This is a genomic window from Nostoc sp., assembly GCF_035638895.1.
Taxonomy (GTDB): Bacteria; Cyanobacteriota; Cyanobacteriia; order Cyanobacteriales; family Nostocaceae; genus Nostoc.
The window spans coordinates 1-15525 of sequence record NZ_DASQZC010000425.1 but is presented as its reverse complement, the minus strand read 5'-3'; the positions used below and the strand labels follow the sequence as shown (position 1 = coordinate 15525).

General features: G+C 43.7%; 11 protein-coding genes. 2 read left to right on the top strand and 9 right to left on the bottom strand.

Translation table 11 applies throughout. The features are described from left to right. Positions 1-198: 198 nt before the first annotated feature. Entirely contained in the window at positions 199-3549 is a 3351-nt protein-coding gene (locus VE944_RS21415; protein ID WP_324981524.1) for an EAL domain-containing protein, read from the bottom strand. 524 nt (positions 3550-4073) lie between these two features. On the opposite strand from VE944_RS21415, the gene VE944_RS21410 reads away from it, so the two are divergent. After that, positions 4074-5039: an aldo/keto reductase gene (locus tag VE944_RS21410; RefSeq protein ID WP_324981521.1), complete on the top strand. Its 966-nt coding sequence runs from the start codon at positions 4074-4076 to the stop codon at positions 5037-5039. Between the two features lie 19 nt (positions 5040-5058). Here the strand turns inward: VE944_RS21410 and VE944_RS21405 are convergent, their stop codons facing one another. The 7 genes from VE944_RS21405 to purC all read right to left on the bottom strand — a co-directional run bounded on the left by VE944_RS21405 (position 5059) and on the right by purC (position 14076). Next, positions 5059-6312 carry a DNA cytosine methyltransferase gene (locus tag VE944_RS21405; protein WP_324981518.1) on the bottom strand — a complete coding sequence of 418 codons (1254 nt, stop codon included), beginning with the start codon at positions 6310-6312 and terminating at the stop codon, positions 5059-5061. Positions 6313-6477: 165 nt separating this feature from the next. After that, positions 6478-7644, bottom strand: a complete 1167-nt coding sequence (gene lpxB, locus VE944_RS21400) for a lipid-A-disaccharide synthase (protein ID WP_324981515.1) — start codon at positions 7642-7644, stop codon at positions 6478-6480. A 155-nt stretch (positions 7645-7799) separates the two neighbouring features. Beyond that, on the bottom strand, positions 7800-8618 hold the full coding sequence (gene lpxA, locus VE944_RS21395; RefSeq protein WP_324981512.1) for an acyl-ACP--UDP-N-acetylglucosamine O-acyltransferase: 819 nt from the start codon (positions 8616-8618) through the stop codon (positions 7800-7802). A gap of 314 nt (positions 8619-8932) precedes the next feature. After that, on the bottom strand, positions 8933-9454 hold the full coding sequence (fabZ, locus tag VE944_RS21390; RefSeq protein WP_324981509.1) for a 3-hydroxyacyl-ACP dehydratase FabZ: 522 nt from the start codon (positions 9452-9454) through the stop codon (positions 8933-8935). A gap of 99 nt (positions 9455-9553) precedes the next feature. Next, positions 9554-10402, bottom strand: coding sequence for a UDP-3-O-acyl-N-acetylglucosamine deacetylase (gene lpxC / locus VE944_RS21385; RefSeq protein WP_324981506.1), 849 nt, complete (start codon positions 10400-10402; stop codon positions 9554-9556). A 223-nt stretch (positions 10403-10625) separates the two neighbouring features. Continuing rightward, the gene (locus VE944_RS21380) at positions 10626-13202 is read right to left on the bottom strand and encodes a BamA/TamA family outer membrane protein (RefSeq protein WP_324981503.1); all 2577 of its coding nucleotides are present in this window, start codon (positions 13200-13202) and stop codon (positions 10626-10628) included. A 136-nt stretch (positions 13203-13338) separates the two neighbouring features. Further along, positions 13339-14076 (bottom strand): phosphoribosylaminoimidazolesuccinocarboxamide synthase, encoded by a 738-nt coding sequence (gene purC, locus VE944_RS21375; RefSeq protein WP_324981500.1) that lies wholly within the window; start codon positions 14074-14076, stop codon positions 13339-13341. A 678-nt stretch (positions 14077-14754) separates the two neighbouring features. On the opposite strand from purC, the gene VE944_RS21370 reads away from it, so the two are divergent. Continuing rightward, a complete protein-coding gene (locus VE944_RS21370) occupies positions 14755-15030 on the top strand; it encodes a DUF7219 family protein (protein WP_324981527.1) in 276 nt (91 codons plus the stop codon). Between the two features lie 90 nt (positions 15031-15120). On the opposite strand, the gene VE944_RS21365 is transcribed toward VE944_RS21370, so the two are convergent. Beyond that, positions 15121-15525, bottom strand: a 405-nt coding sequence (locus VE944_RS21365; protein WP_414690146.1) for an adenylate/guanylate cyclase domain-containing protein, incomplete at its 5' end; no start/stop codon positions are given.

The window sequence follows — 15525 nt, the reverse complement described above, 5'->3', positions numbered from 1 at the left end:
AAAATGCCGTCGGTGGTAAGTAATGCGATCTCACCTCAAAGTTAAACTAAAAAAATCAGTGCGTATCTTGCCGCCGTAGGCATTGCTCTTATTGTCATCTATCCTGATTAAATGCGATATTCTGACATTTAGGATTGGTATTATCACGGCATCCAAGCTGAACATAGGCGTTAAATATATAACAAATCCTAAGAACTCTTAATTTAGCTGAAAGTACAAGCTAGATGCGATTAATGCATCTACCGAGTTGCTATCAAGTGGCCGAGAGAAAATATATCCTTGTGCGTACTTGCATTTTTTAATTTGAAGCTGTGTTAATTGCTCTCTTGTTTCTATACCCTCGGCTATCACATTTATGTTAAGGCTTTGTGCTAGGGAAATAATCGCCTGAACAATTTCCAAGTTTTCTCCATTAGCACCAATGTTGATAACAAATGAACGATCAATCTTCAATGCACTAAAGGGAAAATGGTGTAGGTAACTCAAGGATGAATAACCTGTGCCAAAATCATCTAGATGTAACTGAATATCCATCTGTTGTAATTCCAAAAGCATAGCAGTGGCTGAGTCAGAATTTTTCATCAGTACGGTTTCAGTAATCTCTAACTTTAAACTGCTGCCTTCTAGACCAGAATCGAGCAGAATTTGGCGAATTTTCTCAATCAAATTGAGGTGGGAAAACTGTTTACTAGAAATATTTACACTGATGGTTAAGCTTGGGTTAGTAGGAAATTTCAATTGCCAAGCCCGCATCTGACGGCAAGCTTCGTGTAATACCCAATAACCAATCGGTACAATTAGCCCAGTTTCTTCTGCTAAGGGAATAAACTTTTCTGGATAAATAATTCCATGTTCAGGATGTTGCCAGCGCACAAGAGCCTCAAAGCCAATAATCTGATAAGTTTCTAACGAGACAATTGGCTGATAGTAAACCTGAAATTCTTGGCGTTCAATTGCCCGTCGTAGATCCATTTCTAACTGTAATAACTGGGCAGCTTGACTGTACATACTATAATCAAATATTTCATAGCGTGCTTTTCCTAATGCTTTAGCACGGTACAGTGCAATGTCAGCGTCACGGATGAGTTCTTCTGACAGATTATAAGTGCTTGTGCCTAAAGCGATACCAATACTTACAGTAGTAATTACTTCATTTCCACCAAGATTAAAAGCTCCTGTCAAAGCTACATTTATTCTGTTTGCTACATTTTTTGCATCATTTAAATCTTTGATATCATCTAACAGGATTGTGAACTCATCTCCACCTAAGCGGGCAACTGTATCTCCTGCACGGAGACACTTTTCTAATCTGCGTGCCAGCGCCGTTAGTAATTGATCCCCAATTATATGACCAAGGCTATCGTTGATAACTTTAAAGCGATCCACATCTAGGAACAGAATAGCGAATCTGTAGTCTGAATGACGCTTTGTTCGCACCAGCGCCTGCCCCAACCTTTCGATAAATAAAGCACGGTTTGGCAATCCAGTTAGTGAATCGTGAAAAACATCATGAATTAATTGCGCTTCGGTTTGTTTTTGCTCCGTAATATTCAACACCGTACCAATGAAGCGGAGCGGTTTTCCGTTTGCATCAAAGTAGGCTTGCCCTTTCGCCCTCAGCCAGCGTTCAATTTTATCCTGAATGCCGATGGTTCGATACTCAGTGTCATAAGAGCCACCTGATGCTGGGTTAAACGCCTCTTGAATAATTTCTTGAAGCCGATCGCGGTCATCGGGATGTAAGCCCTCAAAAAACGTCTCTACACTACTCTCGGCATCGGGTGGTAGCCCAAACATGGCTTTACAGCCACTATCCCATTTCAATTCTCCTGTAACCAGATTCCAATCCCAGGTTCCCAATTGGGCAGAGGCGATCGCCATCCGCAAGCGGTCTTCATTCTCCCGCAGGGCTATTTCAGACTGTTTGCGATCGCTAATATCTTTGAACAGGATCGCCACTTTGTGCATCTCTGGCTGCTCAATACGAAACGCATAAACATCAAACCAGCGATTCATTGCCTCAGAGCCATTTTCAAAGCGAACGGGTTCACCCGTTAAAGCCACTCTGCCATAAGTCTGAAACCAAAATTCTTCCATATTGGGAACGAGTTGGCGTAACGTTTTACCCTCTGCCTGTTGGAGTCCGGTTTGTTGCTCAAATGCAGGGTTAATTTCTAGGAAGCGATAATCAATCGGCGTATTGTTTGCATCAAACAACATTTCAATAACGCAAAAGCCGTCTTCCATCATTTCAAACAGCGTGCGATAGCGTTCCTCAGAGCGCCGCAGGGCTTCTTCTGCCTGTTTGCGTAAGCGAAGCTCGTCGTATACATGGGTGATCTCTTGACAAACGGTATTGATGCCAATTATCTGTTCGCCATCCTTTAACGGCAAAAAGCTCTCCAGCCAAACACGCTCTACTCCCGGTTGTGCCGGAGTTTTCCCCCGAATTTCGACGTTTAGTAGCGGTTCTCCTGTTTTCAAGACAGGGCGCAGCAAGTCTTCGGTAGTATCGGCGATGTTAGGCAGTAACTCTCGAATTGTTCGCCCAATGTGTTCCTCTACGGAAAATCCATTGATCTGTGCCAATCGCTGGTTAATCCTCACAAAGCGTAGGTTGGTATCGAGAACATTCAACCCGATTGGGGCAGACTGGTAGATGCTTTCAATCTCAGCTAGTTGCCGTTGCAGCGTTGCCCTGCTTTTTTGTAACTCTGCTTCTGCCTGCTTACGATGCGTCATATTTTGGCTGAGTACCATGCCTGCAAAAATCTTACCCTGCTCATTGCGTACAGGCAAAGTATGTACTTCATAAACCTGATTAGAATAAACCACTTCCTGGACGGAAATTTGACCTGTTAGTGCTGCACGATACATCGGTTCAATTTGCTCACAGGTTTCTGGAGGCAGGACTTCCCAAATGGTTTGCCCCACCAATGCCGCTCCATCTAATCCCAATTGTTTGATTTCGCTACCTTCAACGAGCAAAAAGCGCAGGTCATGGTCAAACAGGTGAACTGCGCCATTGGGGATGTGTTGTGTCAGCGTTCGATACAAGGCTTCCCGTTCTGCTAGGACTGCATTTGCCTGTTCTAACTGGGCAGTCCGTTCGGCAACGCGCTGTTCTAGTTCCTGGTTGGCGCGTTTTAGGGCGGTTTCGGTCTCTTTCTGCTGGGTCATGTCACGGGCAACGCAGTATATCAATCCCCGGACAATCTGCGGAGATGCTGTCCATCCCAGCCATCGGTAGCAGCCATCCTTCGTCCGGTAACGATTTTCGAAATTGAGCGTTGGTATCCCGGTTTTCACCTTCTCCATTTCTGCTAACGTGGCGAAGTGGTCGTCTGGATGCACGAAGTCTAAAAAAGGATTGGCTAATAATTCTGCTTCTGAGTGGCCGAGGGTTTGGGTAAATGCAGGGTTGATGCGCTTAAAGTAGCCATCCAGACCAATGACCGACAGCAGATCGAGCGATCGCTCAAAGAAAAAGGCTTCTTCGGATAAAACCAATCCATTTACGGGTGAGGCAACAGGATCTTTAGAGGTCATAACAGAATTACAAAGCAAATAAAGCGGAATTATCGCAAAGCAGACAAGATAAGTTAGGGTAAATTAGTACTCAAGTGTTAACACTACTTAAGAAATTGCACATCAGGCTTAGTTAAGAATTTTTCTATCCACAGTTAACAAAGAACAATCATAAAATCTGACTGTAGCAACAATCAGTTGCTCAAACGGGTCGCTATGGAAGGCGCTTAATTAAGTTGCAGAAATTACTATTGGCAAAAACAAATTTAATAGTTGTACACCAGAATAAGCTAAAGCAACTTCTAGGCATTTATCAACAGCCCAAAGTATAATTATTCCCTTTTATCTACTTATTTAGCTACTTATCAGTAATAAAGAATCCTAATTTGTGAGATGTGGGTAGCTTGCCGCCGTAGGCATCGCTCTTATTTTGACCTACCTATCTGGAATGTGATGAATCTATGAATCTATGCTTTAGAAGGATATCCAGTTAATTATCCCTAGCTAAAATTTGAGAAGAAGAGTACTTTTCCCCAAAGCCAAGCATGACAGAAGGAAGGACGCGGCGTAATTTCCTAATTACCAGCATTGCTGTGACTGGAGGTATTGTGACAACTTATGCTTTTGGGCAAAATACTACCAACACGGCAACACCACCAGCAACTATGCCAGAACGGGTGTTGGGACGCACAGAAGTAAAACTCCCTATCTTCGGGTTAGGAGGAGCAGGACAAACGCCGCTATCCTGGGAAGGAAAAGAGGGTGATGCTGCGGCAATTATTCAAAGAGCGCTGGAACTTGGCATTCGCTACTTTGATACAGCACCTAGTTATGGGCCGAGTGAAGATTATTTAGGCAAAGTGCTACCACCCCATCGCTCAAAGGTATTTCTAGCAAGCAAGACTGATCAAAGAGATCGGGATGGTGCATGGCGAGAATTGGAGCGATCGCTTAAACGTCTCAATACAGATTATCTCGATTTGTGGCAGTTGCATCACGTTTCTTTTTCTGAAGAACTCGACACCATCTTTAGTCCATCTGGTGCAATTAAAGCTTTAGAAGAAGCCATAGAACAAAAACTGGTGCGCTTTGCAGGTATTACCGGACATCACGACCCTCAAGTGATTGCTGAAGGCTTGCGTCGCTATCCTTTCCACACTACACTGATTCCTGTGAATGCCGCCGACAAACACCACCCACATCCATTTATCCCAGTGGTTCTACCAGTTGCTCAAGAAAAAAATGTCGGTGTGATTGCGATGAAAGTCCCGGCTTATGGACGGTTGTTTAAACCGGGTGGGTTGACAGGTATGGAGCAAGCTTTAGGTTACACAATGTCTCAGCCTGGAGTTCATTGTTGTGTAATTGCCGCAGAGACTATTGCACAATTAGAGAATAATGTCAAGATAGCGCAGGCTTTTGTGCCTCTTAAAAAGGAAGAATTGACAGCGATCGCACTGGCGGCTGCTAATATTTGGGAAGATAGTACATTCTTCCGTGCTTGGACTTAGCTTAACCTTGCATATATTACTAGTCTCGTTGATAATATTGTGCCGCTTGTGACATATTAAATTGTAATAGCTTTTCCTCTCCCAATGTGTATCCAAAACTCGGCTTACAAGGCGAAATATTCAAACTGCGAATAATTTCCGTCGCCACAGCCTTTGCTAGTAACGGTGGTACAGAGTTACCAACTTGCCGAAATCCGTGCCATTTGGTTACATGAAATCTAAACCAATCTGGGTAAGAATGCAATCTCGCTGCTTCTCTAACTGTGATACAGCGTGGCGTAGATGGATGAATTGGTCTAGGAGATGTGAAAGAACCTCTATATTTGTCTGTTCCGGCTCTTAAAGTATTACAGACACCAGCAGGATGTAACTTATAAAAACGACTAATTTTCTCTCTCTCCCCTTGTTGAGTCTCCTGAAAACGTTGAATAGTTTCCGCAGAATGTTTTGTTCTTAAACTTGAAGAAAGTATTCGCAAATCATATTCTCGCTTATAAGAATAATCATCCTCTAGGCATTTCATACCGCGAAGTACATGAGCATAGTTACTAGGCTTTTGGTATTCTGCTACAACCCAATCTCTTGTTAATAACTCTGAATATTTTTCTATTTCAGGTAAATCTCCAATTGCATCCAATACTGTAGGACTCAATGGAATATCAGATATTATTTTATAATTTAAATTATTTTGTAATGCTTGTTTAGTAATCGGCTGAGGATATTTTGGTAACTCTACATCCTCTCTTGCACCTATGAGAAATAATCTCTCACGAGATTGTGGTACTCCGTAATGTGCAGCGTTGAGAACTTGATAATTTTCTTCTACTTTGTAGCCGTGAATTCTAAACTCGCTAATTAAAGATTGGAGGATTTGTTTATGTTCGCCAACTGTAATTCCCCGAACATTTTCCATTACAAAGAACTTTGGTTTTAGCTCAAAAACCAGCCGATGAAAGTGAAACACTAAAGAGTTTCGGGGATCATCAACAGCCCGTTTCCCAATTAGAGAAAACCCTTGACATGGTGAGCCACAAATTACCACATCAATTTCGCGATCGCCAATCTCAGACCGATTCCGAATTTCTTCCCCGGTTGTATCTACAACACTTTTACATAACACTGAGCAATAAGGGAAGTTAAACTCATGTGTTGCACAGTGGATCGGGTCAATTTCCACAGACGCTAGCACATCAAAGCCAGCTTGTTCAAAGCCAAGAGTCATACCCCCCGCACCGGCGAATAAGTCAACAGCGATCGCTCTTTGTTTTTTCATCTCATAAGCCATGACACCCCAAGATAATTTCTAATTCGTAATTCGTAATTCGTAATTATCAGACGCCAAAATGCGGCTGCTGGCAAAAAAATGCTTTGCACTTAATTTTACTCATAAATAAACTGATTGATTCTCTATTTTTAATTACGAATTACGAATTACGAATTACGAATTATTTGGTCGCATTTCCAAAATTTCTTGAGCAACCCGATCGCACACCCCAACTTCTCCTAAACTTTGCCGCATTTCTTCATAATCTGCCAAAGTTTGCGCTCTGCGACTAGGATTGAGTAGCAATTCCATCGCCGTTTGAATAATATTCTCTGGTGTGGCTTGCTCTTGTAAAAATTCTGGCACAATCGGCTTCATCACTACTAAATTAGGTGGTGATGCGAAGGTTATAGAACCTTTGAGGATTTTACGAGCTATCCAAGCAGTCAGGGAACTTAGGCGGTAAACTACAACTTGCGGCACATTTAACAGAGCAAGTTCTAAATTGACAGTACCAGATTTACTAATGGCTAAATCAGCAGCAGCAAAAACTTCCATTTGTTGACCTGATATAATTGTCGCCCGTAAACCGTAACGCTCAATAGCCTGCTCAATTGGCTGTCTATAAACTTCCAGCGACAGGGGAATCCAGAAATGAACTTCAGGTAATTTAGCTTGAATCGTTTGGGCGGCTTGAAAAATAATTGGTAAAAGATATTTTAGTTCTTGGCGGCGAGAGGCGGGGAGAAGTGCGATCGCAATTTGTTCTGGTGCAATCCCCAGTGTTGCACGAGCTGCTTGGCGACTGGGAGCGTCTTGCATTCGGTCAACCAAAGGATGCCCTACCCAAGTAACTTTTGCCCCTTTTTCACGAAAGTAACGGGCTTCTTGTGGGAAAATTGCCAACAGCTTATCTGTAAAACCAACAATCCGGCTAGTTCTACGGAAACTTATTGACCAAGCCCACTCTTGGGGAGCAATGTAATACACTACAGGCACATTTGGTAACTGCTGTTTCATATAAGTCCCAATTTCCAGATTGGGAGTCATATAATCGATCAGCACCACTAAATCCGGTGGATTTCGTTTTAAGAAAGCGATCGCCTGACGTTGCACCTGGAGAGTCGGTAAAAGATAAGGCAACCCTTCTAAAATACCCATTGAGCCAATACTACTGGTATTTCCCAACAGAATTGCCCCAGCCTCCACCATTTTTTCGCCACCCAGCGCCACAATCTCTAATTCCAACCCAATCGCCACAGCTTGACGCTTCAGCGCTGTAATGAGCAGTGATCCTTGTAAATCACCAGATACTTCGCCAGTGCTGATAAATATCCGCATTTGATAATTAAAATTAGGGAATAAATAGTTCGGAGTGAGGAGTTAAAAATTTGAGTCATCAACTCATAACTCATAACTTAAATAGTTAGGAGTGAGAAGTTAAAAATTTGAGTCATCAACTCATAACTCATAACTCCTAACTCCTAACTTATAATTCACGATTCATCACTCACGCCTTTTCTCCCCCTACCGGGAATCAAACCACGCCTTCCTGGCATCTGAGAAAGTAGCAGAAAACGTCGCAAATGCTGCAACTGTTCGCTATTCCCTAACAATTCCAACTCTTCTAAAGCATCCTTAAAGGGCAAATCAGAGCGGTAGAGAATGCGGAAGGCTTTTTTGAGCATTTGCAAATCTGTAGAGTCCATACCAGACCGTTTAAGCCCGACAAGGTTGAGGGTTCGTACCCGCGCCGGATTTCCCTCCACTAGCATATATGGGGCCACATCCCGGTCAATCCGTGCCATGCCTCCCACCATTGCCTGTCTACCAATATGCACAAATTGATGGACACCTAAAACCCCACTCAACCTAGCGCGTGACTCTATATGTACATGACCCGCCAACGCCACAGAGTTAGCAATCACTACCTGGTCTTCAATCACGCAGTTATGAGCCACATGGACATAAGCCATCAGTAAGTTACCATCACCAATCACCGTTGCTTCACCAGCACCAGTAGCGCGGTTAATGGTAACGTATTCACGAATCAAGTTGTTATCACCAATTTTGACCCAGGTTGGTTCTCCCACAAACTTGAGATCCTGGGGTTCCATGCCGATGGCTGCACCTGTAAAAATCTGATTTTGCGCCCCAATTTCACAAGGCCCCTCTAACACGGCATGAGCGCCGATTATTGTTTCAGGGCCCACTTTGACATGCGCTCCAATCACAGCATAGGCACCGACTTGCACTGTATGGTGGAGTTCCGATTTCGGATGAATTACAGCAGTTGGATGAATTAGCGTTTTCAAGGGTGAATCTCCAGAACTGTCTTGATAAGCCAGCGCCGGGTGGGGTTTTTAAAGCAGTGCGTTACCCTGGTTAAGAGAGTTATACTGACTGCCATCCCATTTGAGGCGACTGGCATTGTTGAGCGTTAAGTATTTCAGTGAACGAAAGTGTCGGGCAAAGCAAGTTAAGTGTGTTCGTGAGTGCGTCTCGTAAAGAGGGCGTCGAAAATCAATAAATTATTCAGATGCTGTTGTGGATTTTTTTTAACTGCGATCCTTTTTCAGGATTCAGTAAGGGCATTTCACGGCTATGCCAATACCACGAAAGCAAATTTTTAATTAACTAGAGAAAACATTAATTCCCCTTCACAAGCAAGTTGACCGTCAACTTCAGCACGACCTTGCATCTTACCGAAACGACGTTGTTTTACCCATAACAGTTCCACCGTCATTACTAGTTGATCCCCCGGTACAACCTGGCGGCGAAAACGGACTTTATCGATACCAGCGAAGACGAACAGTGCGCCTTCTACCGAAGACATTTGAGTAAGAACAATGCCCCCAACTTGTGCCATTGCTTCGACAATTAGCACCCCTGGCATCAGTGGACGTCCTGGGAAATGTCCTGGAAAGTGGGGTTCGTTGATAGTGACATTTTTAACTCCAACAGCTTTTTTACCTGGAACGTAGTCAATTATTTTATCTACAAGTAAAAATGGGTAGCGGTGGGGTAGCAATTTCTGAATTTCTTCAGATGTAAAGGTTGTTTTAATCTCAGATATGATTGTAGTCTCATTTATAGCTTCTGATTCGGTAGATGTAGGTGTAATGGTATTCACTTCAGTGAGGATTGACATTGGCCGTGTGGTTAATTTTTTATCTGAAAGTTGAGTAGGTAGGCGTATATCGAAAGCCTTAATAATTTTGGATTGTAAACTTTAAATCAAATCTAAAATTTAAAATCCAAAATCTAAAATTCTCTGAGCCAGTTGAATGTGTAAATTGTGGCTGGCTTTATACGCTAAGAAATGAGCAATAGGAAAAGTTCCTAGTAAACTTAAATCTCCTACTAAATCCAAGATTTTATGACGGACTGGCTCATTTGCAAATCTTAATGGTGGATTTAGCCACCCTTCTGGCCCACAAACGAGTGCATTATCCAAACTGCCACCTTTAATTAACCCTGTTTTTTGTAAGTGTTCAATTTGATGGAGTAACCCAAAAGTCCGAGCGGGAGCAATTTCCGCAGCAAAGCTAGCAGAAGCTTTTTCTAGTTCAGTAGTTAGTGACCAACTGTGCCATTGATTACCAATGCCGGATAGGTCAAAATTGATACCGTAACTAAAGCGGGTTTCTGGTGCTGGGAGGGCACATACAAAGGCATCGCCTTGATAGACCCATATTGGTTCTGTAATAGCCTTGGTAACTTGGTTATTAACGGGTTGTGATACTAAGCCAACTTGGGCAATGTTGGCTGTCCATACACTTGCTGAACCATCTAAAAGTGGAACTTCTGGGCCATCAATTTCAATCCGGGCATTATCCACACCCATACCCGAAAGCGCAGCCAACAAATGTTCTACCGTGCGAACGGATACCTCATCCTTGCCCAACTGAGTTGAGAGAACAGTGTGACTAACTGCCGCAACTTGGGCTGGAATGATCGGCAAATCCAGTAAATCTACCCGTACAAAGTAGCGTCCACTTCCCGCCTCAGCTGGTAGTATCCGCACCTGGGTACTAACACCGCTATGCAATCCCACCCCTATTTGGGTGATTTCCCCAGCTAGAGTGTGCTGTTGCATAGCCTAAAAGACAGTATATTTCCTTTAGTATTGTTCATCGTCTGTTTTGGTAAAATCCCTGATATTCCCCTAAAAATGTAATTAATTCCTTTATCGGAACAGTATTCAGGTAAATGTCAAATTTAGCAAGCTAATTAGGAAAAGAGAGTTGTCTTGTCATTAGTCCTTTGTCCTTTGTCCTTTGTTATTTACCAATGACCAATGACTAATGACTAATGACAAATTAAAACCTTTCGCCAATACCGAAATTAATCCGGTTATCACCATCATCGTTGATACCGTAGTCAATCCGAATTGGCCCCAGTGGAGACTGGACGCGAACGCCAAGACCATAGCCGAAGCCACTACCATTTTTATTCAAAACTTCAGCCGCCCTAGTACTAGTTCCCAGATCGCTGCCGAGATCAAAAAATAGTGCGCCACTGACTACTGAAAAAACTGGAAACCGATACTCTACTGATGCTTGCACATAAGAGCGTCCACTGGTTAATGCTCCTTCTTCATAACCCCGGACGGAGTTGCTACCTCCAAGGGTAAAGGCTTCGTAAGGAGGCAAGTCACCAAGGATGGTTCCTGCTTGCAGATTAAATGCTAAGGTTTGTGCGCCTTTGGAGAGGTTAATCAGCTTAATAGGTAAATATTGGCTATAGCTTCCCCGAAATCTGGTGAGTAAGATGTTGCCTAGCCCGATGGGAACCGACTGATCAACTCCGAAGCGGAGATAAGAACCGCTAGTGGGTTGCAATGGGTTATTACGGAGATCACGCTGTGCTCCCAGTTGCAGCAGTAGTAAATCGTCTTGACCGGCGCTAGATAAGGTTAGTGGAATTTCCTCGCTGAGGCGGTTGCCGTTATCATCATCAAATACAGCTCCTGTTTTTCTGAGATTGCCATCAGCATCACGCGCAGAAACTCGTTGATACTGTAAACCTGCTGAGGCAGTCCATACAGAAGCTTTGTAAGGATTGGCAGAAAGGGGACGGGTAAAGGTAACACCACCACCTACACGGAGAATCCGGGGGCGATCTTGATCATCTGTATTAGTAGGATTACCTGGGTCAAACGTCCTAATATCTTCATCTTTGCCATCAAAGATCAACGAAATGGAATTGCGGCGAAAAATATTGGTTGTGTAGGAAGTCCGGTAGGGATCTCCGGCAATCCAGGGGTCTGTGAACCGCAGGTCAAACAGCAGTTCCCGTTCTCCCACCTGTACTTCTGCTCCCAGTTTTTGGTTCCTACCGTTCAGGTTTTGCTGTTGATAGCTAACTGTTCCAAAAAGTCCGCTAGCAGAACTAATGCCTGCCCCAGCTGCAATAGAACCAGTGCTGCGTTCAGCTACATTTACTACTACATCTACTTTGCTGGGGTCAGTACCAGGGTCAAGGGAGACATTCACATCTTCAAACAGTCCTAGTCCATACACTCGCTGTAAGTCTCTTTGCACTGTATTGCGATTGAATACTTGTCCTGGCTTTAACTCTACTTCTCGCGTAATGATGTAATCCTGTGTCCGTCCCCGAATTGGTTGTCCCTTCTCGTCTGTCTCCTGACCATCTTTATTGCGGAATCGGACTCGAATGTTTTCTACTACACCTTCTGCTATTTGCAAGGTCACAACCCCGTTTTCAGAGACTTGTGGCGCTCCAATCACGTTAGCTAGTACGTAACCTTGATCTTGATATCGCTTGTTTAACTGCTTGATGCCTTCCTGCAAGTCACGCAAGTTAAGGATTTTGCCATACTGATCCTTAAATACTTCATCCACAGTATTACCTGGGAGTACTGAGGCAACACCAGTACCAGGATTGGCTTGCACTTCTACTTTGCTTAGGACGGGGTTAGGCTGTACAACAAAGCTCACCCGCACTCCCAAGGGGGTATCTTCTGGGGCTGCTTGCACGTTGGAGAAAAAGCCAGTACCAAACACGGCGTTAATATCTTCTTGCAGTTGGCTGCGGGTTGTCGTTCGTCCTGGTTGGGTACGAATTACTCTATAAACTTGCTCTTCCAGTCCTGCTGGTAGTTGCCCAGTCTGTGCTCTAACTACTACTTCCGACACCAATACGCGGGGGTCATTGGCTTCTGGGGCTGTAGTATTGGGTTGAGCATTTTCTGGAGTTGTCGGCGGGTTAACATTCTGCGGACTGGGAGTAGTGCCTGGGCTTGGGGCAGGTGTATTGGGTTGAGTATTTTCTGGAGTTGTAGGCGGGTTAACATTCTGCGGACTGGGAGTCGCACCTGGGCTTGGGGCAGGTGTTCTTTGTTGACTACCTGGGAACGGAAGATCAGGAGTGGCAGATGGTTCTGGAGTTGTGGGTAATAAAGGCTGTGTTGTCGGTGGGTTGACATTTTCTGGGACTGGAATAGTCTCAGGAGTTGGAGAAGACGTTGGTTGTTGAATTTCTGGCGGTGGAATGTCTGGAGCGGGAGACGGCTGTTGAGTAGGGTTAGGATCTATTGGAGCGATTTGTGCAGTTTTTGGCGTTGTGGAGGTTGGCACGATTACCTTTGGGGTTGCTGCATCTACGCCCGCCGCAGGCATCGCTTCTAGATTGACAGGGTAAACTGCGACAATATGGGATTTATCCGCCTCCATAACCCTTGCGGGGTTAGGTCGAGATTCTAAACTTTTACTATCAACCTGATCTGTATTCTTTTCTGGCTGCTGATTTGTTTCTAGTGTCAAAACTTCTGTTGTCTGTTTTGAACTGTTGGCGGTTTCTGCATTTGCACTCAATGAACCGCCCAAAGGGACTGTAATTGCTACTGCTGCCAGCAACATGGGAGATAAACGCATTTTACTTATAATTCCTCTTCACGACCACACACACCATCACAAATAGTCATTAGTCATTAGCCGTTGGTGAATAACAAAGGACAACTGACAATTGGACTTTGGACAATTCACACGAGTTTAATTGATTTTTATCCACTTAATTATTACTCTCTACTGCTTTTAGCACTCTTTGTAAAACCTCCTGGTAGGCATCCTCTACATTTCCTAAGTCCCGGCGAAAGCGGTCTTTGTCCATTACCCGGCGGTTTGAGTCCTGTTCTGCGGTATCCCATAAACGGCAGGTGTCGGGGCTAATTTCGTCTGCCAAGAGCAACTGCTGGTGTGAGTCCAAACCAAACTCTAGTTTGAAGTCTACTAGGGTAATGCCGCATCGTTGCCAAAAGTTCTTGAGAAATTCATTGATTTGCAATGCTAGATGTGTAATTGCGTCTACTTGTTCCGCAGTCGCTAGTTCTAGCAGGTACAGGCGATCGCGTGTCAACAAAGGATCTCCTAACTGATCGTTTTTATAATAAAACTCAACCAAAGGCTGTTTTAGAATTGTACCCACTGGTAAGCCTGTTTGCTGAGACAAACTGCCAGCAGCAATATTTCTGATAACTACTTCTAAGGGTAAAATCTTTACTGCCTTCACCCGCATCTGATTCGGGGTAGGGCTGTCGAGAAAGTGAGTCTTTATACCATTTGCCTCCAACTGTTTAAAAAGCTGGCTGGAAATGCTACAATTAATTTTTCCCTTCTCTTGGATACTGCCACGTTTTTGGGCGTTAAACGCCGTGGCGTCGTCTTTGAAATCGGCCAACAAGACTTCCGGATCGTCTGTTGTATAAAGAATTTTGGCTTTGCCTTCGTATAACTTGGAATTAACAGACATGGTGGCAGGTAAAGTTCTAGGCGATGGACAAAAGTTGTCCTTTGAGGCTTCACCATTTTATCTTTAGTTATTAACTATTAGCCATCGGTGATTATTTAGGAGGGCGCGGGGACACGATTAATTGTGCAGAGGTCTATGGCAGGAACCCGTAACGCGGGAAGAAGGCAGACGGGCACAGAGAAAAATCTTCTTGCTCTGCTTCTCCTTTGGCTGTTTTGGTCACGGCCCAGTAGAAAGTTGCTAAAGATTCACAACTGAATCTCTAACTTTTAACAGACGACAATTTGCTTTAAAAATAGTATGTTTGCCTAAGTTCTTTTACCCACAAAAATCTGTAATTAATAAAAAGTACGGGTATTGCTTATTTCCATGCAGATCAGGGTTTAAACTGAAGTTAACTACAGTCAGAAATTCATAAATTAAGATGAGATAAATTGACAAGTGGGAGGTAAGTCAAATATTCTCTTAGTCACTTTAGTAGAAACTTTTTTTGTAACTTTTACAGTAAAGGTATTTCAAGCTTTATTTTCTAGTCTCAAAATCTAAATCAATCAATTCCCCCATCATTAATTGGAAAAGGAGTTCGATGGTTGGAGTTACCGCAGTGTGAAGACAGTAAAGATCGCGGTAGCTAATGATTCAGCTTTAGAGATTCAATCACAAGGGGAGTTGAATAAATTGGAGAACAAAATAGTGAACAAAGATGATTTTCTTTACCCTCGCGGCCGCTACTACGGTCAGGTAAAGCCAGAAAACTTGGTTTTTAATGCAAATCTACAAGAATTTGCCCAACGAGTAAGTTACATTTGCAACTTAGAAACAGGTGGAAAACTGCCTCCAGGTGAAGCTTACGAACAAATCAAGGATTTATGGAAACAATTGAAACGCTCAAAAAAAGAGCTAAGAATTGGCGAAGATCCGTTTCAGGATGACCAAGGAGAGGTTGAAGGTTGAAGGGGATGAGAGAGCAGAGGGAGGCAGGGGGAGCAGGGGAGGCAGGGGGAGGCAGGAGAAGAATAACTATTGCCCAATAATGCCCCATGACTACTTGGTAAGCATTGTCCTAACACCATCCCAGGATTCTGGGGGCGGCGCTTGTTGGTAATTACGCGCCCGTTCTAGATGGATATCAACAGCTTGGTCTTGGGGTTGGATACATTTGGCGGCTTCAAAACAGGCGATCGCTTGTGAGAAATTGCGCGATAAATAAGCCGCTCGTCCAGTATGATATTGGAATAAAAACTCTTGAGTGTTGGCATTTAGAGGGGTGCTGCGATCGCCAATTAACTCGTAGATATTAACTGCCTCGTGTTTCCCTTTGACTCGAATTTTATCTAACTGGCGCACCCAAATGCGATCGCTGCAAAGCTGATAAGTAAATTCGCTTAGAATTATATCACAACCATAATCTTTAGTTACCGCTTCTAAACGCGAACTCAAATTTACGCC